At 70.4% G+C, this 21,484-nt stretch carries 22 protein-coding genes and 2 pseudogenes; 13 read left to right on the forward strand and 11 right to left on the reverse strand.

Translation table 11 applies throughout. From position 1 onward, the window contains the following. Window positions 1–46: 46 nt before the first annotated feature. On the reverse strand, window positions 47–754 hold the full coding sequence (locus AB0M62_RS08880; RefSeq protein WP_366073422.1) for a FadR/GntR family transcriptional regulator: 708 nt from the start codon (window positions 752–754) through the stop codon (window positions 47–49). A gap of 139 nt (window positions 755–893) precedes the next feature. On the opposite strand from AB0M62_RS08880, the gene AB0M62_RS08885 reads away from it, so the two are divergent. Together AB0M62_RS08885 and AB0M62_RS08890 are read left to right on the forward strand one after the other, a co-directional pair. Next, window positions 894–1,403, forward strand: a complete 510-nt coding sequence (locus tag AB0M62_RS08885; protein ID WP_366073423.1) for a gluconokinase — start codon at window positions 894–896, stop codon at window positions 1,401–1,403. Between the two features lie 10 nt (window positions 1,404–1,413). After that, window positions 1,414–2,811 carry a gluconate:H+ symporter gene (locus AB0M62_RS08890; RefSeq protein ID WP_366073424.1) on the forward strand — a complete coding sequence of 466 codons (1,398 nt, stop codon included), beginning with the start codon at window positions 1,414–1,416 and terminating at the stop codon, window positions 2,809–2,811. Window positions 2,812–2,840: 29 nt separating this feature from the next. On the opposite strand, the gene AB0M62_RS08895 is transcribed toward AB0M62_RS08890, so the two are convergent. From AB0M62_RS08895 to AB0M62_RS08915, 5 genes are all read right to left on the reverse strand, one after another. Next, complete coding sequence (locus tag AB0M62_RS08895; protein ID WP_366073547.1) at window positions 2,841–3,488, reverse strand: cytochrome b/b6 domain-containing protein; 648 nt, start codon at window positions 3,486–3,488, stop codon at window positions 2,841–2,843. Beyond that, entirely contained in the window at window positions 3,439–4,104 is a 666-nt protein-coding gene (locus AB0M62_RS08900) for a molybdopterin-dependent oxidoreductase (protein WP_366073548.1), read from the reverse strand. The genes AB0M62_RS08895 and AB0M62_RS08900 overlap by 50 nt, the downstream gene beginning before the upstream one ends. Before the next feature lie 177 nt (window positions 4,105–4,281). Then, window positions 4,282–5,841 carry an APC family permease gene (locus tag AB0M62_RS08905; protein WP_366073425.1) on the reverse strand — a complete coding sequence of 520 codons (1,560 nt, stop codon included), beginning with the start codon at window positions 5,839–5,841 and terminating at the stop codon, window positions 4,282–4,284. A 29-nt stretch (window positions 5,842–5,870) separates the two neighbouring features. Continuing rightward, on the reverse strand, window positions 5,871–6,821 hold the full coding sequence (locus AB0M62_RS08910; RefSeq protein ID WP_366073426.1) for a hypothetical protein: 951 nt from the start codon (window positions 6,819–6,821) through the stop codon (window positions 5,871–5,873). A 239-nt stretch (window positions 6,822–7,060) separates the two neighbouring features. Next, window positions 7,061–8,719 (reverse strand): FAD-binding dehydrogenase, encoded by a 1,659-nt coding sequence (locus AB0M62_RS08915; protein ID WP_366073427.1) that lies wholly within the window; start codon window positions 8,717–8,719, stop codon window positions 7,061–7,063. 152 nt (window positions 8,720–8,871) lie between these two features. Here AB0M62_RS08915 and AB0M62_RS08920 point away from each other — a divergent pair, with 152 nt between their 5' ends. The 5 genes and pseudogenes from AB0M62_RS08920 to AB0M62_RS08940 all read left to right on the forward strand — a co-directional run. Continuing rightward, window positions 8,872–9,381, forward strand: coding sequence for an NUDIX domain-containing protein (locus tag AB0M62_RS08920; RefSeq protein ID WP_366073428.1), 510 nt, complete (start codon window positions 8,872–8,874; stop codon window positions 9,379–9,381). A gap of 20 nt (window positions 9,382–9,401) precedes the next feature. Further along, on the forward strand, window positions 9,402–9,797 hold the full coding sequence (locus tag AB0M62_RS08925) for a DUF202 domain-containing protein (protein WP_366073429.1): 396 nt from the start codon (window positions 9,402–9,404) through the stop codon (window positions 9,795–9,797). Then, window positions 9,794–10,105 carry a DUF202 domain-containing protein gene (locus tag AB0M62_RS08930; RefSeq protein ID WP_366073430.1) on the forward strand — a complete coding sequence of 104 codons (312 nt, stop codon included), beginning with the start codon at window positions 9,794–9,796 and terminating at the stop codon, window positions 10,103–10,105. Before AB0M62_RS08925 ends, AB0M62_RS08930 begins: the two co-directional genes overlap by 4 nt. Window positions 10,106–10,224: 119 nt before the next feature. Then, window positions 10,225–10,521 (forward strand): hypothetical protein, encoded by a 297-nt coding sequence (locus tag AB0M62_RS08935; protein ID WP_366073431.1) that lies wholly within the window; start codon window positions 10,225–10,227, stop codon window positions 10,519–10,521. A gap of 24 nt (window positions 10,522–10,545) precedes the next feature. After that, window positions 10,546–10,791: pseudogene (locus AB0M62_RS08940) on the forward strand (MBL fold metallo-hydrolase); the annotation flags it as partial. A 43-nt stretch (window positions 10,792–10,834) separates the two neighbouring features. Here AB0M62_RS08940 and AB0M62_RS08945 read toward each other — a convergent pair. After that, the gene (locus AB0M62_RS08945) at window positions 10,835–12,127 is read right to left on the reverse strand and encodes an enolase C-terminal domain-like protein (protein WP_366073432.1); all 1,293 of its coding nucleotides are present in this window, start codon (window positions 12,125–12,127) and stop codon (window positions 10,835–10,837) included. A gap of 147 nt (window positions 12,128–12,274) precedes the next feature. Between AB0M62_RS08945 and AB0M62_RS08950 the strand changes: the two genes are divergently transcribed. Further along, a complete protein-coding gene (locus AB0M62_RS08950; RefSeq protein ID WP_366073433.1) occupies window positions 12,275–13,297 on the forward strand; it encodes a phosphotransferase family protein in 1,023 nt (340 codons plus the stop codon). A gap of 9 nt (window positions 13,298–13,306) precedes the next feature. After that, window positions 13,307–14,521, forward strand: a complete 1,215-nt coding sequence (locus AB0M62_RS08955; RefSeq protein WP_366073434.1) for an acyl-CoA dehydrogenase family protein — start codon at window positions 13,307–13,309, stop codon at window positions 14,519–14,521. A gap of 9 nt (window positions 14,522–14,530) precedes the next feature. Here AB0M62_RS08955 and AB0M62_RS08960 read toward each other — a convergent pair whose 3' ends face one another. The 3 genes from AB0M62_RS08960 to AB0M62_RS08970 are packed head-to-tail and all read right to left on the reverse strand — an operon-like array spanning window position 14,531 to window position 17,569. Continuing rightward, on the reverse strand, window positions 14,531–15,124 hold the full coding sequence (locus AB0M62_RS08960; protein WP_366073435.1) for a TetR/AcrR family transcriptional regulator: 594 nt from the start codon (window positions 15,122–15,124) through the stop codon (window positions 14,531–14,533). Window positions 15,125–15,158: 34 nt separating this feature from the next. Further along, window positions 15,159–16,814: an AMP-binding protein gene (locus AB0M62_RS08965; RefSeq protein WP_366073436.1), complete on the reverse strand. Its 1,656-nt coding sequence runs from the start codon at window positions 16,812–16,814 to the stop codon at window positions 15,159–15,161. Beyond that, window positions 16,811–17,569, reverse strand: a complete 759-nt coding sequence (locus AB0M62_RS08970; protein ID WP_366073437.1) for an SDR family oxidoreductase — start codon at window positions 17,567–17,569, stop codon at window positions 16,811–16,813. The genes AB0M62_RS08965 and AB0M62_RS08970 overlap by 4 nt, the downstream gene beginning before the upstream one ends. A gap of 164 nt (window positions 17,570–17,733) precedes the next feature. Here AB0M62_RS08970 and AB0M62_RS08975 point away from each other — a divergent pair, with 164 nt between their 5' ends. From AB0M62_RS08975 to AB0M62_RS08985, 3 genes and pseudogenes are all read left to right on the forward strand, one after another. Beyond that, window positions 17,734–18,984, forward strand: coding sequence for a DUF1343 domain-containing protein (locus AB0M62_RS08975; RefSeq protein WP_366073438.1), 1,251 nt, complete (start codon window positions 17,734–17,736; stop codon window positions 18,982–18,984). A 313-nt stretch (window positions 18,985–19,297) separates the two neighbouring features. Beyond that, the gene (locus AB0M62_RS08980) at window positions 19,298–19,912 is read left to right on the forward strand and encodes a hypothetical protein (RefSeq protein WP_366073439.1); all 615 of its coding nucleotides are present in this window, start codon (window positions 19,298–19,300) and stop codon (window positions 19,910–19,912) included. Between the two features lie 54 nt (window positions 19,913–19,966). Then, a pseudogene (locus AB0M62_RS08985) lies at window positions 19,967–20,407 on the forward strand (RNA ligase family protein); the annotation flags it as partial. Here AB0M62_RS08985 and soxR read toward each other — a convergent pair. After that, a complete protein-coding gene (gene soxR, locus AB0M62_RS08990; protein WP_366073440.1) occupies window positions 20,408–20,893 on the reverse strand; it encodes a redox-sensitive transcriptional activator SoxR in 486 nt (161 codons plus the stop codon). A 111-nt stretch (window positions 20,894–21,004) separates the two neighbouring features. Here soxR and AB0M62_RS08995 point away from each other — a divergent pair, with 111 nt between their 5' ends. Continuing rightward, window positions 21,005–21,466 (forward strand): MaoC family dehydratase, encoded by a 462-nt coding sequence (locus AB0M62_RS08995; RefSeq protein ID WP_366073441.1) that lies wholly within the window; start codon window positions 21,005–21,007, stop codon window positions 21,464–21,466. Window positions 21,467–21,484: the final 18 nt, after the last annotated feature.

A 21,484-nucleotide genomic window follows, 5' to 3' on the forward strand; every position in this document is an offset into this window, starting at 1 on the left:
TGAGGAGAGGGACCGGGGCGTCAAGGTCTGACGGGAGCGGAATATCTCACGGCACGAGTACGTCCAGCTCACGCAGGGCGCCGAGGGCGATCTCCCTGGTCAGCCGTTCGGCGCGGTCCGCGTCGCGTTCCCGTACCGCCTCGGCGACCTGGACGTGGAGCGTGACCGCGGCAGGGTCCGGGTCGTCGAACATCACCCGGTGCTGCGTGCGCCCGGTGAGCACTTCGGCCACCACGTCGCCCAGCCGCGCGAACATCTCGTTGCCCGAGGCCTGGAGGACCACGCGGTGGAACGCGACGTCGTGCAGCAGGTACGCCTCCAGCTGGTGCCCGCGTGAGGTGGCGACCATGCCCAGCGCCTGTTCGGTGAGGTCCGCGCACTGGGCGGGAGTCGCGTGGTGGGCGGCCAGTCCCGCGGCGACCGGTTCGACGGCGGACCGCAGCACGGTCAGGGAGCGCAGCTGGCGGGGGCGGTCGGCGCCGGCCAGCCGCCAGCGGATGACCTGCGGATCGTAGACGTTCCACGCCTCGGCGGGGCGTACGGTCACACCCACCCGGCGCCGGGACTCGACCAGGTGCATGGACTCCAGGACCCGGATCGCCTCCCGGATGACGGTCCGTGACACCTCGAAGCGCTGGGCGAGTTCGTCGGTGCGCAGGACGCTGCCCGGCGGGCACCCGCCCCCTGTGATGGCGGGCCCGAGTGACTCCAGCACCTGCGCGTGAAGCCCCTGCCCCCGGCCCTCTGTGGTCATGGGCTCAGCGTACGGGGCAGCGCTCGGCAAGAAAAAGTACGACTTTTATGTCACACCCTCTTGAATAAGTCGTACCTAATAGGTTTCCCTGACGCGACGAACCGATGTCGGATGTCGACGAAGACAGCGAGGCACCCCCATGAGCACCCCCCACGTCGTCGTGGTGATGGGCGTGGCAGGAACCGGAAAGACCACGATCGGTCCCCTGCTAGCCGAAGCGTTGGGCGTCCCGTACGCCGAGGGCGACGACTTCCACCCCCCGGCGAACATCGCCAAGATGTCGGCCGGGATCGCGCTGGACGACGAGGACCGGGGCCCCTGGCTGAACGCCATCGGGGCATGGGCCCACAGCCGCGCCGGACGCGGCGGCGTGGTGAGCAGCTCCGCGCTCAAGCGGATCTACCGCGACACGCTGCGGGCGGCCGCCCCCGAGGCCGTGTTCCTGCACCTCACCGGCGACCGCGAGCTGATCGAGCAGCGGATGGCGGAACGCAAGGGGCACTTCATGCCCACCGCGCTGCTCGATTCGCAGTTCGCGGCACTCCAGCCCCTCCAGGACGACGAGGCCGGCTTCACCGTCGATGTCTCCGGCTCCCCCGAAACCATCACCGAACGGGCCGTCGCCGCGCTGCGCCGGTTCGACCAGTAAAGGAAGCACCGTGACTCGTCTCAGTGTCGAGATGCTGGCAGCGGACCCAGTGGAACCGATCACGTCGGCCGGCAACGCCCAGCTGGGCATCGCCGTCCTGGCCGGTATCGCCCTCATCGTCCTGCTCATCACGAAGTACAAGCTCCACGCGTTCCTGGCGCTGACCATCGGATCGCTCACACTCGGCGCCATCGCCGGGGCCCCGCTCGGCAAAACGATCGTCAGCTTCTCGACCGGCCTCGGCAACACGGTCGCCGGTGTCGGTGTGCTCATCGCCCTCGGCGCGATCCTCGGCAAGCTGCTCGCCGACTCGGGCGGTGCGGACCAGATCGTCGACACCATCCTCGCGAAGACGAGCGGGCGGGCCATGCCCTGGGCCATGGTGCTGATCGCCAGCATCATCGGCCTGCCGCTGTTCTTCGAGGTCGGCATCGTTCTGCTGATCCCGGTGGTGTTGCTGGTGGCCAAGCGCGGCAACTACTCGCTGATGCGCATCGGCATTCCGGCCCTCGCGGGCCTCTCCGTCATGCACGGGCTGATCCCGCCGCACCCCGGCCCGCTGGTGGCCATCGACGCGATCGGCGCCGACCTGGGCGTCACACTGGCGCTCGGCCTTGTCGTCGCCGTCCCGACCGTGATCATCGCGGGTCCGCTGTTCTCCAAGTACGCGTCCCGCTGGGTCGACATCCCCGCCCCCGAGCGGATGATCCCTACGCGCCCGTCCGAGGAGCCGGCGCACCGCCCGAGCTTCGTCGCCACCGTCGCCACCGTGCTGCTGCCGGTGGTACTGATGCTGGCCAAGGCGCTCGTCGACATCGTCGTCGACAACCCCGAGCACCCGGTCCAGCAGGTCGCCGACGTCATAGGCTCGCCGCTGATCGCGCTGCTCGCCGCCGTGCTGGTGGGCCTCTTCACCCTGGGCCGGGCGGCCGGCTTCACCAAGGAGCGCATCTCCTCCACCGTCGAGAAGTCGTTCGCCCCCATCGCCGGCGTACTGATGATCGTCGGCGCGGGTGGCGGCTTCAAGCAGACGCTGATCGACGTTGGCGTGGGCCAGATGATCCTGGAGTTCTCCGAGAGCTGGGCCATTCCCACACTGCTGCTCGCCTGGCTGATCGCCGTGGCGATCCGGCTGGCGACCGGCTCGGCGACCGTCGCCACCATCTCCGCGGCCGGACTGGTGGCGCCGCTGGCGGCCGACATGTCGACCTCGCACGCCGCGTTGCTGGTGCTGGCGATCGGAGCGGGTTCGCTCTTCTTCAGCCATGTCAACGACGCCGGGTTCTGGCTGGTCAAGGAGTACTTCGGGATGACCGTCGGACAGACCGTCAAGACCTGGTCGGTCATGGAGACCATCATCTCGGTGGTCGGCATCATCTTCGTCCTGCTGCTGTCCCTGGTCATTTAGGGGGCGCTCCGCCGGTGGCCGGTGGCGGATCAGTCCTTCTTCCAGAGCGGGTGCTCGCGCTCGGCCCAGTCGCGGTCGACCGTGCCTGTGCGCATGCCACGCCTGGCCTCCGGGTCCGCCAGTGCCATGCCCACATGGCCGGCGATCACGATGCCGAGCGCGAGCGCCAGCCAGTCGTGGACGAAGGTGGCCGCGGTCCGCCAGACGAGCGGGGCGAAGCCGGTGAACCACATCAGCAGGCCGGTACCGAGCATCACCAGGACCGCTCCGGCGAGCCAGCCCGCGTACGTCTTCTGCCCGGCGTTGAACTTGCCGGCAGGCCGGGACGCGGGCCTTCGGTCGCGACGCAGCGCGGCCCGCAGCCACACGCGGTCGTGCCGGCCGAAGCGGTTGAGGCGGCGCAGGTCCGCGCGGAACGCCGGAGAGGCCAGACCCAGCAGGAACGGCACCGGAATCAGCAGTCCGGACCATTCGTGCAAGGTGACCAGGAGATGGCGGCGGCCGACGAGTTCGGCGAGTTCCGGTACGTACAGACAGGCCGCAGTCGCCACACACAGGCCCGTCAGGGCGGCCGTGGCGCGATGGACCCGGCGTTCGGCGAGGCTGAAGCGCTTGACCCGCGGCGGTTCAGACCGTGGGGGTGTCGTCGCGTCCGTTCGACCGGCCGACCCATGCATCGACGTCATATCCGCGCTCCTCCCAGTAACCGGGCTCTACATCACGGGTGAGGGTGATGCCCGAAAGCCATTTCGCGGATTTGTAGAAGTACATGGGGGCGACGTAGAGACGCGCGGGGCCGCCGTGCGCGTGGCTCAGCGGTTTGTCCTGCATGCGCAGTGCCACCAGGACGTCGGCCCGGCGGGCCTGCGGAAGCGTGAGGCTCTCGCTGTACGTTCCGTCGAAGCAGGTGAACCGGATCGCCCGGGCCTCCGGGCGCACCCCGGCCGCGTCGAGCAGCCGCGAGAGGGTGACGCCCTCGAAGGGGGTGTCGGGAACCCGCCAGCCGGTGACGCACTGCACGTCGCGCACGATCCGGGTCTGCGGGAGCCGCCGCAGCGCGTCGAGGGTGTAGGTGGCGGGGCGCTCGACCAGCCCGTCGACACTGAGCCGGTAGTTCTCCGGGCCCCGGTGCGGGACGGAGGGGGCCACCGAGTAGTAGCGGAAGCCGCCACCATTGGGCAGTAGTCCGGTGAGCCCGGTGGGGTCCTTGTCCGCTGCCGCGCCCAGGGCCGACTCGAGTGCGCGTTGCAGGTAGGGCCCGGCGGCCAGGCCTGCGGCGCCGAGGCCGAGCATCGACAGGACGAGGCGCCGCCCGACCGGGGCGCCCGTGCCGTCGGGGTCGGGGGACTGAACTGTGGTCACACACCATTCGAGCACCCGCGGCGGCCGATGGCCAAGGGACCGCGGGTGCTCGTCAGACTTCCGTCAGAATCGGCGGTTCAGGTCCGGGCGCTCACAGCAGCGGGATGCTCAGAGATCCGCCGCCCGGGATTCCGACTCGGCCGCCTTCTCCAGCCGGAACGCCTCGTTGCCCAGTCCGATCCGGGCGTGCACCTCCGGCTTCACGGACTTCAGCACCGCGCCGTACACCAGACCGCCTACGACGGCCGCGCCGACGATGCCGGGCAGGACCCAGCTGAGTACGGAACCGGGGCCGGCTCCCACCAAGACCTCGAAGTCCCGGACCGTGTAGACGGCGATCGTGACGAGCGCCAGACCGGCCAGTGCCGAGGCGACCAGTCGCCCGGCCTGGGCGCGGGCGGTTCCGCGGCGTACGAAGAAGGCGATGACGGCGAAGGAAGCGGCGGCCATCAGCACGATGACGCCGAGGGCGCCGACGTTGCCCATCCAGGTGAACAGCTGGAGCACCGGTGCAGTCGGGTCGCCGACGGGCTTGTCGTCGTTCAGCGCGAAGGCCAGGACGACGACGACCGAGACCACGGACTGCAGCAGGGAGCCGGTCGCCGGGGCGCCGCTGGTGCGGCTGGTCCGGCCGAAGGCGGCGGGCAGCAGGCCTTCGCGGCCCATGGCGAAGGCGTACCGGGCGACGACGTTGTGGAAGCTGAGCAGCGCCGCGAACATGCCGGTGACGAACAGGACGTGCAGGACGTCGGTGAAGGCGCCCCCGACGCGGCTCTCGGTGAGGGCGAAGAGGAGGCCGGGCCCGGCCTCCCGGGACGCGTCGACGACCTGTGCGGGTCCGGTGGCGACCGTGAGCGCCCAGGAGCTGAGCGCGAAGAAGAGGGCGACGAAACCGACCGCGAGGAACATCACGCGGGACACCACGACGTGCGGGCGGCTCGTCTCCTCGGCGTAGACGGGGGACTGCTCGAAGCCGACGAAGGCGGCGATGCAGAAGCACAGGGCGGTGCCGAGTCCGGCGCCGGTGAGGGTGTCGGGGTTGAAGGCGTGCAGGGACAGGCCCTCCTTGGCCGGCTCGGCCACGGCCGCGATGTCGAAGATCACGACCAGGGCGCACTCGATGATCAGGAGGACGCCGAGCACCTTGGCGTTGAGGTCGATCTTCAGGAAACCGAGTGCGCCGACGATGGCGGCCGTCGCCAGGGCGGGTATCCACCAGGCGAGCTCGATGTCGAGGTGGGTCGCGAAGAGGCCGGACACCTCGAAGCCGAGGATTCCGTAGATGCCGACCTGCATCGCGCTGTACGCCACGAGGGCCACCAATGAGGCCCCGGCGCCGGCCGTGGGGCCGAGACCGCGGGCGATGTACGCGTAGAAGGCGCCGGCATTGTGGACGTGCCGGCTCATCTCGGCGTATCCGACGCTGAACAGCATCAGGACGATGCCCAGGATCACGAAGAGCAGCGGCTGTCCCACGATCCCCATTACGCCGAATGTGGTGGGCATGACACCTGCGACCACCATCAGGGGGGCGCTCGCGGCAAGGACGGACAGCAGCAGACCCGCTGTGCCGAGCCGGTCGGCGCGCAGTGCCCGGTCCTGCCCCTTGTAGGTGCTGATGCCGCTCGCACCCGTGCTTGTGCTCGTGCTCGAACTGCCCGTCGCCATGGCGGGGTTGTCCTTTCCGGATATGCGGATCACGCGGAGCCGAGCGCTGCGTTGCGCGCGGCGAGGAACGCCTGGTGGGGGTCCAGGTCGGGATAGGACCAGGGCGCCCGGGTGGCATGGCGCCCGATGCGGTGGAAGAGGGCGGCCGCCTCGGCGGGCCGTCCCTCACAGAGCTTGGCGTGGGCCAGGAAGTTCAGGTCGATCCGGTTGCGCGGATGGTCCTCGCGTTCCCATTCGAGCCACCAGTCGAAGGCCGCCTTCAGTACCTGGCGGGCGCGCCGCCCGGACCAGTGCTCCGAGGCCCCGGGGTTGCCCGGCTCCGTGCCGGCCGCCGCGAGGACGCGGTACCGCTCGGCGTGCGCGATCACCGGCAGCACGGCGAGCGGCGAGTCGGCCGGCGCCTGCTCCGCGGCCCAGGCGGCGAAGTCGTACACCTCGTGCAGCGGATCCTGACCCGTGCCCGACCGGCGTTCCGCGAGGCGCGCCACCATGAGGTGGTGCGCGTGGTGGTGTTCGCGGTGGCGGGCGCGGACCTGGTCGAAGAGCATCCCGAACTCCTCCTCCGTACCGAAGGAGCGCGAGAGCATCAGCAGGCCGAGCCACGGCGTGGGGTCGCCGGGAGCCAGCTCGGCGGCACTGCGGCAGGCCTCGGCGGCGCGCTCGGGCGACTCCTTGCCGCGCAGCGCGCGAAAGACTGTGGCTATGGCGAGAAGCGCCGAGGCGTCGGCACTCTCCGGCTCTGCGAGCAGCCACTCCTCTGCCCACGCGGCGGATGTGTGGCCCTCGGCCAGGACGACGACGCGGTGCCCGCGACGGTCCCACTCGTCGCCGGTCTCGGCGAGCAGGGAACGCGCCCTGGACCAGCGGCCCTGAGCGAACTGCCCTCGCACGTTCACGAGTTCGGCGTCGCCGAGTGCCGGGTCGAAGAGCTGGGCGTCCCTCTTGCGGGGGCGGCCGAGGGGTGGCGGAGGCGGGGACATCCGCGGGATTCCTCTACGACTTGGTGTGCATGCGAATGATCACGCACAGCAAAGCGGTAGGCACTGCTCCGAGTCAAGGGCGATCAGGATCCGGTCATCCTTCAACTACCTTCAGAAGCCATGCAGTTACCTCTCACCTGCAACGATGCCCCAGGACGGCAGCAAAGTGTCCGCACGCCGGAACACGCACCGCTCCCCATCGAGCCGACCGGGCTATGGCTCGCCGGATGTCTCGTCCCCTAGCCGACCGCCTCGGCTGCGGCCCGGCCGGCCGCCCGGCCCGAGAAGATGCACCCGCCGAGGAACGTGCCCTCCAGCGAGCGGTAGCCGTGCACCCCGCCGCCGCCGAACCCGGCCGCCTCCCCCGCCGCGTACAGGCCCGGCAACGGCTCCTGCCCGTCCTCGGCGAGCACCCGCGAGGACAGGTCCGTCTCCAGGCCGCCGAGGGACTTGCGGGTGAGGATGTTCAGCCGGACAGCAATGAGCGGACCCGCCTTGGGGTCGAGGATGCGGTGCGGGGCGACGCTACGTATCAGCTTGTCGCCCAGATAGTTGCGGGCTCCGCGGATCGACATGACCTGGAGGTCCTTGGTGAACGGGTTCTCCGTCTCGCGGTCGCGGGCGGTGATCTCCCGGCGGAGCTCGGCTTCGTCGATGAGCGGCTCCTTGGTGAGCGCGTTCATACCCCGCACCAGCGCGCTCAGGTCCTTCTCCACGACGAAGTCCACGCCGTTGTCCATGAACGCCCGCACCGGGCCCGGCACATCGACGCGGGCGCGGGCGAGCACATCGCGGACGGACTTGCCGGTAAGGTCCGGGTTCTGCTCAGAGCCGGACAGCGCGAACTCCTTGCCGATGATGCGCTGATCGAGAACGAACCAGGTGTAGTCGTAGCCGGACCGGGTGATGTGCTCCAGCGTGCCCAGCGTGTCGAAACCGGGGAACAGCGGTACGGGCAGCCGCTTGCCGCGCGCGTCCAGCCAGAGCGAGGACGGCCCCGGCAGGATACGGATGCCGTGCCTGGCCCAGATCGGGTTCCAGTTCTCGATGCCCTCCGTGTAGTGCCACATCCGGTCCTTGTTGATGTGGCGGGCACCGGCCGCCTCCGCGATCCCGAGCATCAGCCCGTCGACGTGCGCGGGCACCCCGGACAGCATCCTCTCGGGCGGCCTGCCGAGCCTGTCGGGCCACTGGGCACGTACAAGGTCGTGGTTGCCGCCGATGCCGCCCGATGTCACGATCACCGCCTGCGCCCGGAAGCCGAAGGCCCCGGCGACCTCCCGGCTGCTCGCGGAGCCGCGCTCGGCCGTCGACGGCTCCAGCACTTCACCGCTCACGGTGTCGAGGGTGCCCCCACTCCGGGAGAGCGCGGTGACCCGGTGCCGGAACTTCAGCTGCACCAGCCCCTTCGCCACGCCCTCGCGCACCCGGCGCTCGAAGGGCGCGACCAGACCCGGACCGGTGCCCCAGGTGATGTGGAAGCGGGGCACGGAGTTGCCATGGCCGTTGGCGTCGTACCCGCCGCGCTCCGCCCACCCCACGACCGGGAAGAACCGCACGCCCTGCCGGTGCAGCCATGACCGCTTCTCGCCCGCCGCGAAGTCGACGTACGCCTCGGCCCACTTCCGCGGCCAGTGGTCCTCGGCGCGGTCGAATCCGGCCGTGCCCAGCCAGTCCTGCATGGCCAGGTCCCGGCTGTCCTTGATCCGCAGCCGCCGCTGCTCGGGCGAGCCGACGAAGAACAGCCCGCCGAAGGACCAGTGCGCCTGGCCGCCGATCGACTGCTCGGGCTCCTGGTCGAGCAGGATGACCTTGCGCCCGGCATCAACGAGTTCTGCTGTGGCAACCAGGCCCGCGAGCCCTGCCCCGATCACGATCACATCAGCGTCGTACGCCATGGGTTCCATCCTTGCCGGGCGGTGAGTGCGGTGGCTCGATCTTCGGTACGCGGCAGTAACCAGTCAACCGTCTGACCGGAGTTCGACCCGGAACGCCCGGCACGGCCCCTCACCGCGGCCGGCGCCGGCGCCGCCCCTGGTTGAATGACGGCATGAGTGCCGCTGACGAGATCCTGGACATCGTCGACGAGCAGGACCGGGTCGTCGGGCGGGCGCCACGCGGTGAGGCGTACGCCAAGGGGCTACGGCACCGGTGTGTGTTCGTGCTCGCGTGGGACGCCGGGGACCGGCTCTTCGTCCATCGGCGAACGGCCACCAAGCTCGTCTTCCCTTCCCTGTACGACATGTTCGTCGGCGGGGTCGTCGGTGCGGGCGAGAGTTACGACGAGGCCGCCCTCCGGGAGGCGGAGGAGGAGCTGGGGGTATCGGGACTCCCCCGGCCGGCACCGCTGTTCAAGTTCCTGTACGAGAACGGTACGCACACCTGGTGGTCGTACGTGTACGAAGTCCGCTGCGCTCTCCCGGTGAACCCGCAGGTGGAGGAGGTCGACTGGCACGGCTTCCTGTCCGAGGACGAAGTGGAGCGCCGTCTGGAGGAGTGGGAGTGGGTGCCGGACGGGCTCGCGGCGTACCGGCGTCTGCGCGCGCACCGTTTGCGCTGAGCCGCGAGTAGGGTGCGGCCGTGATCGACTTTGTGCGGAGCCTGCGGTTCTGGTTCGCGCCCCAGCGCATCCGGGATGAGGGCGAGACCCCCGACTACCGCTTCTCGCTCGCCAACGAACGCACGTTCCTCGCCTGGATCCGGACCGCGCTCGCCCTGGTGGGCGGAGGCTTCGCGGTGGACCAGTTCCTCCCCGACCTGCGCTGGGGCGTCCGGGTCGGTATGGCGCTCGCACTGCTCGCGGCGGGGGCGCTGTGCGCGCTACGGGCGGTCAACCACTGGGTGCGCTGTGAGCTGGCGATGCGGCGGGGCGAGGATCTGCCGGTGTCGCGTTTTCCGGCACTGCTGGGCCTCGCGGTCGGCGTGGTCGCGGTGGCGATGGTGATCATCGTGCTCTTCGGCTGGTCCGGCCGGTGACCGGCCGGGTGCGGGACCCCGGACTGCAGCCGGAGCGGACCCGGCTCGCATGGCGGCGTACGACGTTGACCTGCACGGTTGTGGCCGTGCTGGCAGGCAGGCAGGCCCTGCAGCGCGGGGTCACGCCGCAGGGCGTGGTCGCGGCCGGCCTGAGTGCGCTGGTCTGCGTGGGCTTCCTCGTGGTGTCACACCGCCGCATCGTCGCCCTCTCGACGGCACGGCCGGCACCGCTGTCGATGCGGGGCGCGGCGGCCGTGGCCGCCTGCACCATCGCCCTGGCCTCGTTCGCGGTGGCCGTCGTCGGCTGAGGGGGACGCCACGGCGGGGCATGTGGCGCGACACCGGGGCAATAAGTCACATACTCGCAGCACAGGGATAATCTGGGCGCGCTGCATTCCCAGGAGGACCACCCGGAAGGCGAGACGTCATGACCGTCGCACACCAGGAACACGCCGCCCACGAGCACCCCCATGGGCCGTCCTGCGGCCATCCGGAGGTGCCGCACGGCGATCACATGGACTACGCGCACGACGGGCACCTGCACCGCCGGCACGCCGGCCACTGGGACGAGTGCGAGGCCGCGGAGCATGTGGCCCACGGCGAGCACGCGCACGAGCACCGCGAGGGGTGCGGGCATCCGGCGGTCGCGCACGGGGACCACGTCGACTACGTCCACGACGGCCACCGGCACGCATTCCACGACGGGCACTGGGACGATCACTGACCCCCCGGGTCCCGGCGCCCCTGTCTACGCTTCGTCGCCGAGCTGGCCGAGGCCGGGAGCGCCAAGGGGCTCAGCCCCCTGGAAACGGCGCGGCAGGCCGATCTCGGCACGTTCGCCGAACTGCGGGAGAGCGAGCGGCTGGTGGCAACCCTGCACCGCGCGTACGCGGAACTGGACGGCCTGCCGCCCGGGTCCCAGCTGGACGCCGCGGCCGTGTTCGCCGACATGGCGGCGGTGAACGGGGGCGTACCGGTCGCCTGTCACGCGTGAGCACTCGGGGCCGCCCGGGCGCAGGCCGGCGCAGGGCCGGGGGTCACCAGCGCGGGACGGCCGGGGCGGTCCACCGCGGGTCCGCGACGCGCATCGCTGCCGCGTCGTCACGGTCGCGCATGGCGCCGTCGTCGTCGAGCCAGCGGCGGTGGAGTACGGCGAGCCGCTCGCGGTCGAGTTCGACCCCCAGCCCGGGCGCGTCCGTGACGTCGAGCCGTCCGCCGCGGAATACGTGCCGGCCGGTGATGACGTCCTCGGCCTGCCACGGGTAGTGGCTGTCGCACGCGAAGTCCAGGTTCGGGACCGTCGCGGCGACCTGGGTCATCGCGGCGAGGCTGATTCCGAGGTGGGTGTTGGAGTGCATGGAGAGGCCGACTCCGTACGTACGGCAGAGCGCGGCCAGCTCGCGGGTGCGGCCGAGCCCGCCCCAGTAGTGGTGGTCGCAGAGCACCACCTGCACGGCTCCGGAGGCGAATGCCTCAGGGACCTCCTCTATCGTCGTCACGCACATATTGGTGGCGAGCGGCACGCGCGCGGCAGCGGCGACCTCGGCCATCTGCGCGGTCGAACCGGCCGGGTCCTCCAGGTATTCGAGTAGCTCCGCGAGCTGGTCCGCGACGTACAGAGAGGTCTCCACCGACCACGCCCCGTTGGGGTCCAGCCGCAATGGCTGTCCGGGAAAGACCTCGGCGAGCGCGCGGATCGCGGCGATCTCCTCGTCGGGCGGGAAGACACCGCCCTTGAGCTTGAAGGAGGTGAAGCCATGGTCGCGGGCGAGGCGCCGTGCCTGCGCGACGACGCCGGCCGGATCGAGGGCCGCGCCCCAGTCGTCCTTCTCGCCGGCCGCGCCGGGGTGCCCCGCGCAGCGGTAGAACAGGTAGGCGCTGTACTCGACGCTGTCGCGGACCTTGCCGCCGAGCATCGCGTGCACGGGAAGGCCGAGGGTCCGGCCGAGCGCGTCGAGACACGCGACCTCGAAGCCGGAGACGACGGAGAGCCGGAGCTTGTCCGCCGTCTGCACCCCGCGCAGCCCACCCGCGTCCACCCGGTCGTCCGTCGCACGTGACGCCCCACACACCTCGGCGGCAAGTGGGAAGAGCCCGTTCAGATCGGTGACCGGGCGTCCGGGCAGCGCTTCGGCGAGCTGCCGGGCGATCTCGATGTACTTGGAGTCGCCGTAGGTCTCCCCCAGGCCGGTCACACCGCCGCGCGTGAGGACTTCCACGATGAGGCGGGGAGTGTAGGGCTGATGCACCCCCTGGGTGTTGAGCAGGGGCGGATCGGAGATCAGGACCGGAGTGAGCCGGACCTCGTCGATGATCAGCGCTGCATCCATACGTGAACTCTATTCAAGCACGTGGATCAAATACCAGACTTCGGGACATGAGTTCCGCGGCCCCTCTGGACGCGCATACCGACTGGTCGGCATGATGTTCGACAGAGATTCATCGCCGATCGTCCCCCCTGCACGGAGGTGCCCATCATGAGCTCAGTCCACCCACCGGGCCTCGATCTGGACCGGCTGCGCGGCCATCTGGACCGCGAGCGGCCCGGCCTGGTGAGCGGACCACTGAGCGGCCGGCTGATCGAGGGCGGGCGGTCGAACCTCACGTACTCCGTCACCGACGGCACCTCCCGCTGGGTGGTCCGCCGGCCACCCCTCGGGCATGTACTCGCCACCGCGCACGACATGAAGCGCGAGCACCGGGTGATCAACGCCCTGTACGGGACCGCGGTTCCGGTGCCGGCGCCGGTGCTGCTCTGCGAGGACGACTCGGTCATCGGATCGCCCTTCTACGTCATGGAGTTCGTGGACGGCACTCCGTACCGTACGGCCGACGAGCTCGCCGCGCTCGGGCCGCGGCGCACCCGTGACGCCGTGCTCGCCCTCGTCGACACACTTGTCGACCTGCATGCCGTCGACCCCGCGTCGGCCGGGCTGGCCGACTTCGGGCGGCCCGAGGGCTTCCTGGACCGTCAGCTGCGGCGCTGGGGCAAGCAGCTCGACGCCTCCCGCAACCGGGAGCTGGCCGGCATCGACGAGCTGCACGCCGCGCTCGGCCGCTCGCTGCCCGCCTCCCCCGCGCCGACCGTCGTCCACGGCGACTACCGGCTCGACAACGTACTGATCGGATCCGACGACGCGATCAAGGCCGTCCTGGACTGGGAGATGTCCACGCTCGGCGATCCGCTCACCGACCTCGGCCTGCTGGTCATGTACAGCGCCCCGCTGGGTCTGCCCGAGTCGCCGGTCAGCACAACCGCCGGGGCCCCTGGCCACCCGGCCCCGCAGGAGCTGATCGAGCGCTACGGCGCCCGCTCCGGCCGGGACACCTCCGCCATCTCCTGGTACACCGCATTCGCCTGGTTCAAGCTCGCGGTGATCCTCGAGGGCATCCACTACCGCTACACGCTGGGCCAGACCGTCGGCGCCGGGTTCGACCGGATCGGCGACCTCGTCCCCGTCTTCATCGAGCACGGCCTCACCACCCTCAAGGAAGGCTGAGAGATCCCTATGGACTTCGCATTCGACGCGCGGACCGAAGAGCTGCGCGCCAAGCTGCTCGCCTTCATGGACGAGCACGTGTACCCGGCCGAGGCGGTCGCCGAGGAACAGCGCGCCCTCCTCGCCTCCCCCTGGGACACCCCCGCCGTGGTCGGGGAGCTCAAGGCCGAGGCCCGCCGGCAAGGCCTGTGGAATCTCTTCCTCCCGGACGACGAGTACGGAGCGGGGCTGACCAATCTCCAGTACGCGCCGCTCGCCGAGATCACCGGCCGCAGCCCGCACCTGGCGCCGACCGCGCTGAACTGTGCGGCCCCCGACACGGGCAACATGGAGGTGCTCGCCCAGTTCGCCACCGAGCAGCAGAAGAAGCAGTGGCTGGAGCCCCTGCTCGCGGGCGAGATCCGGTCCGCGTTCGCGATGACCGAGCCCGAGGTGGCGTCCTCGGACGCCACGAACATCGAGACGCGTATCGAGCGGGACGGCGACGAGTACGTCATCACCGGCCGCAAGTGGTACATCTCCGGAGCGATGAACCCGGACTGCAAGGTCTTCATCGTGATGGGCAAGACCGACCCGGGCGGAGCCGACCAGCGCCGGCAGCAGTCCATGATCCTGGTCCCCAGGGACACTCCTGGACTCGAGGTCCGGCGCGCCATGCAGGTGTACGGGTACGAGGACCACTCGCACGGCGGCCATGCCGAAGTCGTCTTCGACCACGCCCGGGTGCCGGCGTCGAACCTGATCGGCGAGGAGGGCGGCGGTTTCGCCATCGCCCAGGCCCGCCTCGGCCCCGGCCGGATCCACCACTGCATGAGGCTCATCGGCATGGCCGAGCGGGCCATCGAGCTCATGTGCCGCCGGGCCGTGACCCGTACGGCCTTCGGCAAGCCGCTGGCACAGCAGGGTGTCGTACAGAACTGGATCGCGGACGCGCGCGTCACGGTCGAGCAGCTGCGCCTGCTGGTACTGAAGACCGCCTGGCTGATGGACACCGTGGGCAACCGAGGGGCTCACACCGAGATCCAGGCCATCAAGATCGCCACGCCGCGCGCCGTCGTCGAGATCCTCGACAAAGCGGTGCAGGTGCACGGCGCGGGCGGGGTCAGCCAGGACTTCCCGCTCGCCGAACTGTGGGCGGCGGCCCGGACGCTGAAGCTCGCGGACGGGCCCGACGAGGTACACCAGCGCTCACTGGCCCATCGCGAACTGAAGAAGTACCTGTAGGGACGGGCGCTACGGCCGCAGCGCGCGCAGCAGCAGGTCGGCGAGGTGATCGGCGACCTGCTGCGGCGTGAGCGGCCCGTCCGCCCGGTACCAGGTGGACAGGTGGTGGACGGAACCGAAGTGATAATCCACCACCAGGTCGGCCGGGGTCGCCTTCGAGAACACCCCGGTGCGCTGGCCCTCCTCGACGAGGGCGCGGAAGCGCTCGTGGTAGCGGCGGCGCTCCGCACGCACCTGCTTGTCCTTCTCCGGGCTCAGGTGGTGCATCGAGCGGAAGAAGATCATGGCGTCGTCGAGGTTCTCGATGGTCGTGACCACCACATCGGCGGCCGCGCCGCGGAGCCGCTGCTCCACCGGTTCGTCCGATTCCGCGAAGGCGTCGAGCCGTTCCTGCTGGAGGCGCAGCATGCGGGCGTACACCTCGTGCAGGAGGTCGTCCTTGCTGCCGAAGTAGTGGTAAAGAGCGCCCTTGGTGACGCCCGCCGCTTCGACGATCTCCTGGACCGAGGTGCGGTCGTACCCGCGCTCGGCGAAGAGCCGGGTGGCGGCGGCCAGCAGCCGCTGCGGGACGGGGGTACCGTCTCCGTCCGTCGTCCTGGCCATTTCCGCCACCTGCCCTTTCGTTCGCTTGATCGTGCTATGCGCGGGAACGCAGTTCCCGCCTGAGGATCTTCCCACTCGTGGTCTTGGGAAGCTCCGGCAGGATCTCCACCTCGCGCGGGTACTTGTACGCGGCCAGCCGCTCTTCGCAGTACGCGGAGAGTTCGGCGGGCTGCACGCCGGCGCCCGGGCGGAGGCTGACGTACGCCTTGACCGTCTCCCCGCGGTAGGCGTCGGGGACGCCGACGACAGCCGCCTCGCGTACCGCTTCGTGCGTGTACAGCACGTCCTCGACCTCGCGGGGCCAGACCTTGAAGCCGGAGGCGTTGATCATGTCCTTCTTGCGGTCTACGACGTAGAGCCAGCCGTCCGCGTCCATGAAACCGATGTCGCCGGTGCGGAGTTCCCCGCCGGGGAACGTCTCCGCGGTGGCGTCCGGGCGTCCCCAGTAGCCCGAGACGACCTGCGGGCCGCTCACCGCGATCTCGCCCTGCTCGCCGAACGGCACGTCCTCGCCCGAGACGTCGATGATCCGTACGATCGTGTCGGGTCCGGGGACACCGACCGAGAGGGTGCCGGAAGCAGGATCCACCGGGGCTTCCTTCTCGGGCGGGACGGAGGCGCAGGGCGCGGTGCACTCGGTGAGGCCGTAGCCGTTGCGTATGTAGGGGCCGAAGGCCGCCCGGAACTTCTCCACCAGGGCGGGCGGCACCGGCGCTCCGCCCGAGGAGATCACCTGGAAGGAACTGAAGTGGTCGCGGGTGACCGCAGGGTGGGCAGCCAGCGCCATGAAGGCGGTGGAGGGGCCCACGGTGTACGCGGGGCGGTGCTCGGTGAAGGCGTCGAGGACCACGCCAGTCTCGAAGCGGTACGCGAGGGCGAGCGTGCCGGCGTTGGCGAAACAGGCGGCCAGTTCGCAGACCATGCCGGTGATGTGGAACAGCGGCGCGAGCGCGAAGTAGCAGGCGCCCTCGGGGAGGGGGTGGCCCGTGCGCTGGCGCTCGGCGTTGTACGTGATCGCCCCGTGCCGGTTCAGGGCTCCCTTGGGGGTTCCGCTGGTACCCGACGTGTAGCTGATCAGGGCAACGTCGGACGAGGTGAGGACGCGGTCGGCGGGGGCCGGGAAGCCGCGGCCCGCCACCTCGATCAGGTCCTCGGCGTCCGACGCCCGCGGCACGCGCTCGAAGCCCAGCACCCGGGTGTCATTCCTGGTCTGGAGATCCAGTTCGCAGGCGGTGACCGTGATCCGTACCGGCGATTCCGCGGCCGCCTCCCCCAGATACGACTCCCAGGCGCGGTCGGTGCAGATCAGTGCGATCACCTCCGCGTCCCGCAGCACATGGCCCACCTCGGCCGCCTTGTACATGGGATTGACCGGCACGACCGTGGCCCCGGCCTTCCAGGCGCCGAGCAGCGCGAGCACGAAGTGCGGGGTGTTCTGCAGCATGATCGCGACCCGGTCGCCGCGCCGCACACCACGGGCGGCGAGGTACCCGGCCACGGAGTCGGAGAGCTCGTCGGTCTCCCGGTAGCTCAGCCGGCCGTCGAAGTAGGCGAGGGCGGTGTGCTCGGGGGCCCGGTCGACAGCCGCCCGGAAGGAGTGGACCACGGTCTCCGGAGGGAAGACCGGCGCGCGCTGAGCCTCACTCAGCTGCGCCAGCCAAGGCTTTTGTGCATACATCGATTGGTTCATACGCCCTCCCACTTCCGCTGCAGGTGGTTCATATTGCCCAGCCAGCGGTCGGGGTCGGTGGCCCGGGCCGTGTAGTAGTCGGCCACCTCGGGATGAGGGAGGATCAGGAAGCGGTCCGCCTCGATGCCCTCGAACAGGGCGTCGGCCACGTCCTCGGGCTCGATCGCCGTCGGCGCGAGGACGAGTTCGCCCGCGGATCCGGCGGCGGTCAGCATGTCCGTCCGCACGCCCTGCGGGCAGATCGCGTGCACCTTCACTCCGCGGTGCCGGTAGGTCAGCGAGAGCCATTCGGCGAAGGCGAGCGCCCCGTGCTTGGTCACGCTGTACGGAGCCGCGCCGACCATGGTCAGCAGCCCGGCGGCGGAGACGGTGGAGACGAAACGGCCGCTGCCCCGCTCCAGCCAGTCGGGCAGCAGCTCACGCGCCGCCCTCACGTGCGCCATCACGTTCACGTCCCAGGCCGACGCCCATACCTGTTCGTCGGCGAACGCGTCGCCGGGCGAGGCCAGGCCGGCGTTGGCGCAGTACACGTCGACCTGCCCGCCGAGGGCCTCGCGGGCGGCACCCACGACGGCCGAGGCGTCGCCCGGAACGGCGGTGGCGCCGATCTCGTCGGCGATCAGCTTGGTCTTGTCCGCGTCCAGGTCGTTGACCACCACGCGCGCGCCCTCGGCCGCGAACCTGCGCGCCAGCGCGGCACCGATACCGCCTCCAGCGCCCGTGACGACCACTCCCGCACCTTGCACCGTACTCACGTGGACCCTGCCTCTCCTTGCCGATTGGTGAGCAGACTAACCAGTCGGTATGTACTGACGGAAGGGGTGGACACGAACGGACGTGTCCGCCTCGTTCCCCACGGCCGCGCCGGGCGCTAGCGTGCGTGGCCATGACAGCCGAAGGCGATCGCGGAGGTAACCGCATGAGTGTGTCCAGACGGGGATTGCTGACCGCGACCGGCGCGGCGGGAGCTGCCGGCGTGCTCGGGGCGACGGCCCCGGCGGCGGCCGCCCGGCCGGGCCACGGACGACTTCGTACCGGCTTCGACCGGCTGGCCACCGGCGGATACGCCCTCCTGGACGGGCAGCGGGTCGGCGTCGTGACCAACCCGACCGGCATCACCGCGCACGCGCGGCACATCGTGGACGTCATGCACGCCGACGAGCGGGTGAATCTGGTCGCGGTCTTCGGCCCCGAGCACGGATTCCGGGGCACCGCCCAGGCAGGCGGCTCGGAGGGCCGCCACGACGATCCCGCCACCGGGCTCCCCGTGTACGACACCTACCTCAAGAGCGGGCAGCCACTCGCCGACATCTTCACCGCGTCGGGCGTGGACACCGTCCTCTTCGACATCCAGGACGTCGGCGCCCGCTTCTACACGTACATCTGGACGCTTTACGACTGCATGGTCGCCGCCTCGCTCGCGGGCAAGCGGTTCGTGGTGCTGGACCGGCCCAATCCGGTGACCGGCCGGCAGGCGTCCGGGCCGGTGCTCGACAAGGCCTTCGCGACCTTCGTCGGCCGCGAACCGATTCCGCAGGCGCACGGCATGACGGTCTGTGAGCTGGCGCGGCTCTTCAACGGCGAATTCCTCGCACTGCCGGTACGGCTGGAGACCGTACGAATGCAGGGCTGGAGGCGTTCCGACCTTTTCGACGCGACGGGCCTGCCCTGGGTGCCGCCGAGCCCCAACATGCCGACGCCCGACACCGCGCTGGTCTACTCGGGCACCTGCCTCTTCGAGGGCACCAACCTCTCCGAGGGGCGCGGCACGACCCGGCCGTTCGAGCTGCTCGGGGCGGACGGTATCGACCGCAGATGGGCCGAGGCGGCGAACGGCGAAGAGCTCCCGGGCGTCCGTTTCCGCGAGGCGTACTTCGCCCCCACCTTCTCCAAGTTCCAGGGCAAGACGGTCGGCGGGGTCCAGGTCCATGTCCACGACCGACCGTCGTACGACCCGGTGCGCACCGGAATCGCCCTGCTGGTGACGGCGAAGCGGAGCTGGAGCGGTTTCGCATGGCGGCCCGACAACTGGATCGACAAGCTGACGGGGTCCACCCGGGTCCGCACGATGATCGACGCGGGGGCGGGCACGGACGACGTGGTGGCGGCATGGCAGGACGAACTGGCCGCGTTCCGGCGGGTGCGCGGGGACTATCTGCTTTACCGCTGATCCGCTTTACCGCTGATCCGCTCTGCGGCTGATCTGCTCTACCGCTGATCCGCTCTGCGGCTGATCCGATGCGGCGCCGAGTGGAGCCGTCGAACCGGCCGCCGAGTGCTTCCATGACCGGCACGGGCAGGGTGGACGCCGCTCCCTCGGCGGGCCGGCAGGGCAGGGTTGTGCGCCAGCGCGGAAATGGGCATGTTCCGGATCGTCGCTCACCCCTGTTCATTCACGCCATTCGATTTTGGATGGAGCCAAAACGGGAAGTCGTACGTCCATTCCTCGACGCCGAAGTACCAGCGACGGAGGTGGCAGTGCGATGGCCGGGTTCCGGAGTCTTGCGAGACAGGTGCGTGACACGCGCAATGACCTGGCGCTGAGGCGCTATTCATTGCGTAAGTGCCTGGAGAGGTTCGCCCCTTACGGGCACAGGGCGACCTGGCACCATCTGTGTGCCAGGCACGGGATCGAGCCCGAGGACCGGGAAGCTGATCCGGCGCGGCTGGTGGCCGCGCTCGAGGAGCTCGAAGAGGCCCGGTCCGTCTGGCTCGCGTACGAGACGGAGTTCGCGGAGCGGCGCAAGCGCGAGAAGCACGACGGGCTGAGGCAGCCCGGATCGATCGACGACTGGCACCGGTGCACGTGGGGTGGCAACGGGGTGGCCCGCTGCGACAACCCGGCCGTCCGGCCTCCCGAACCGCTCGGCGAGGTGCTGCGCCGGCTGATCTCCGCTCTGGAGTCGGCGCCGGGCACTGCCTGCCCGGTGTGCGAGGGGACGGGAATCGTCTGGCGCCAGGATCTGGCCCACCAGCCCTCGGACGGGCCGGTTTGTACGGGCTGCGGCATCGTGGTGCCGCAGCCCGTTCTGACGTCCGAGGCAGTGGCGGCCGCCAAGCGGCCCGCACGACGCAGGCACCTGGCCTCGGTGGCGTGATGACGCGGGGTGCGCGGGCGGTCGAACCGCCGCGCACCCCGCGTTGTCAGGGACAGCCACGACGTCCCGGCCGTCGCCGCCCGCCTCGCCGAGAAGCTGGGTGCGAGCCGGGTCGGCATCTTCGGAGAGGTGTTCGGCGCGGGGGTGCAGGATCTGTCCTACGGGGCGGACGGGCGCAGCGAGAAGCTGGGCTACGCCGTCTTCGACGTCTCGGCGGAGATCGGCGGAGAGGTTCGCTGGCTGGACCCGGCCGGCCTGCTGGAGGGCGAACTCCCCCTCGTACCCCGCCTGTACGAAGGCCCGTACGACATCGCCACGGTGCTGGACGTGGCGTCCGGGCGGGAGACGGTCTCGGGCCGCGAGCTGCACATCCGCGAAGGGGTGGTCATCCGCCCGGACACCGAGCGGTACAGCCCGGTGCTCGGCGGCCGGGCCATAGCGAAGGCGGTCAGCCCCGCGTATCTGACCCGCAAAGGCGGCACCGAGTACGAGTGATCAGCCGTCCTGCCGCTCGGGAGCCGTGCTCCTGTGCTCGGCCATCAGGCGCGAACCGCTCATGCGCCCGCCGAAGACGTCGTCCGGGTTGGAGAGCACGCAGGTGTCCAGGGACAGGCAGCCGCAGCCGATGCAGTCGGTGAGATGGTTGCGGAGCCGTGCCAGCTGCGCGATGCGCTGGTCCAGTTCGGCGCGCCAGGCCTCGGAGAGGCGCGCCCAGTCCTCGCGAGTGGGGGTGCGCTCGTCCGGTAGCTGGGCGAGCGCGTCCCGGATGGTGACCAGGGGGATGCCGACGCGCTGTGCCGCGCGTACGAACGCGACGCGGCGCAGCGCGTCCCTGCTGTACCGGCGCTGGTTACCGGCGGTCCTGCGGCTGCTGATCAGGCCCTTGGCCTCGTAGAAGTGCAGGGCCGAGACGGCCGCTCCGCTGCGCGCGGACAGTTGGCCGACCGTGAGTTCTTGGATCTTCTCTGGAATCTGCGGCACCCTCGAACACTACTCCGCGGCCCGTTGACGGATACGCGGTCCGTTGACAGATCCACCGGCGGCCAACCATGCTGAGCAAGCGCTTAGACATCGCTTGAGAGGCAGGGGCACATGGCAGAGCCGAGGATCTTCACGTCCGCCGAGGAGCTGCGCGCCGCGGTCGGCGAGCAGTTGGGCGAGAGTGACTGGCTGGAGGTGGACCAGAAGCGGATCGACTTGTTCGCGGACGCCACCGGCGACCACCAGTGGATCCACGTGGACCCGGAGAAGGCCGCTGCCGGTCCGTTTGGTTCGACCATCGCGCACGGCTATCTGACGCTCTCGTTGCTGCCCACCCTGGTGCCGCAGATCATGCGGGTCGAGGGCATGAAGATGGGCATCAACTACGGCGCGAACAAGGTCCGTTTTCCCTCGCCCGTGCCCGTCGGCTCCCGGCTGCGGGCGACGGGTGTGATCACGGACGTGACCGAGGCGGGCGGCGGCGTGCAGGTCACCGCCGCCATCACGATCGAGCGCGAGGGCGGCGACAAGCCTGCGTGCGTGGCGGAGTCGGTCTCCCGCTTCTACTTCTGAGGGTCCGGCCCGGGCGCC

It is taken from the genome of Streptomyces sp. NPDC051219 (assembly GCF_040682335.1).
Taxonomy (GTDB): domain Bacteria; phylum Actinomycetota; class Actinomycetes; order Streptomycetales; family Streptomycetaceae; genus Streptomyces.

Bases quoted from the DNA above. Each gene is read 5' to 3' on its own strand.
- AB0M62_RS08880 (WP_366073422.1), bottom strand. From the start codon at position 754: ATGACCACAGAGGGCCGGGGGCAGGGGCTTCACGCGCAGGTGCTGGAG.
- AB0M62_RS08885 (WP_366073423.1), top strand. From the start codon at position 894: ATGAGCACCCCCCACGTCGTCGTGGTGATGGGCGTGGCAGGAACCGGA.
- AB0M62_RS08895 (WP_366073547.1), bottom strand. From the start codon at position 3,488: ATGCATGGGTCGGCCGGTCGAACGGACGCGACGACACCCCCACGGTCT.
- AB0M62_RS08900 (WP_366073548.1), bottom strand. From the start codon at position 4,104: ATGCTCGGCCTCGGCGCCGCAGGCCTGGCCGCCGGGCCCTACCTGCAA.
- AB0M62_RS08905 (WP_366073425.1), bottom strand. From the start codon at position 5,841: ATGGCGACGGGCAGTTCGAGCACGAGCACAAGCACGGGTGCGAGCGGC.
- AB0M62_RS08910 (WP_366073426.1), bottom strand. From the start codon at position 6,821: ATGTCCCCGCCTCCGCCACCCCTCGGCCGCCCCCGCAAGAGGGACGCC.
- AB0M62_RS08915 (WP_366073427.1), bottom strand. From the start codon at position 8,719: ATGGCGTACGACGCTGATGTGATCGTGATCGGGGCAGGGCTCGCGGGC.
- AB0M62_RS08920 (WP_366073428.1), top strand. From the start codon at position 8,872: ATGAGTGCCGCTGACGAGATCCTGGACATCGTCGACGAGCAGGACCGG.
- AB0M62_RS08935 (WP_366073431.1), top strand. From the start codon at position 10,225: ATGACCGTCGCACACCAGGAACACGCCGCCCACGAGCACCCCCATGGG.
- AB0M62_RS08945 (WP_366073432.1), bottom strand. From the start codon at position 12,127: ATGGATGCAGCGCTGATCATCGACGAGGTCCGGCTCACTCCGGTCCTG.
- AB0M62_RS08950 (WP_366073433.1), top strand. From the start codon at position 12,275: ATGAGCTCAGTCCACCCACCGGGCCTCGATCTGGACCGGCTGCGCGGC.
- AB0M62_RS08955 (WP_366073434.1), top strand. From the start codon at position 13,307: ATGGACTTCGCATTCGACGCGCGGACCGAAGAGCTGCGCGCCAAGCTG.
- AB0M62_RS08960 (WP_366073435.1), bottom strand. From the start codon at position 15,124: ATGGCCAGGACGACGGACGGAGACGGTACCCCCGTCCCGCAGCGGCTG.
- AB0M62_RS08965 (WP_366073436.1), bottom strand. From the start codon at position 16,814: ATGAACCAATCGATGTATGCACAAAAGCCTTGGCTGGCGCAGCTGAGT.
- AB0M62_RS08975 (WP_366073438.1), top strand. From the start codon at position 17,734: ATGAGTGTGTCCAGACGGGGATTGCTGACCGCGACCGGCGCGGCGGGA.
- AB0M62_RS08980 (WP_366073439.1), top strand. From the start codon at position 19,298: ATGGCCGGGTTCCGGAGTCTTGCGAGACAGGTGCGTGACACGCGCAAT.
- AB0M62_RS08995 (WP_366073441.1), top strand. From the start codon at position 21,005: ATGGCAGAGCCGAGGATCTTCACGTCCGCCGAGGAGCTGCGCGCCGCG.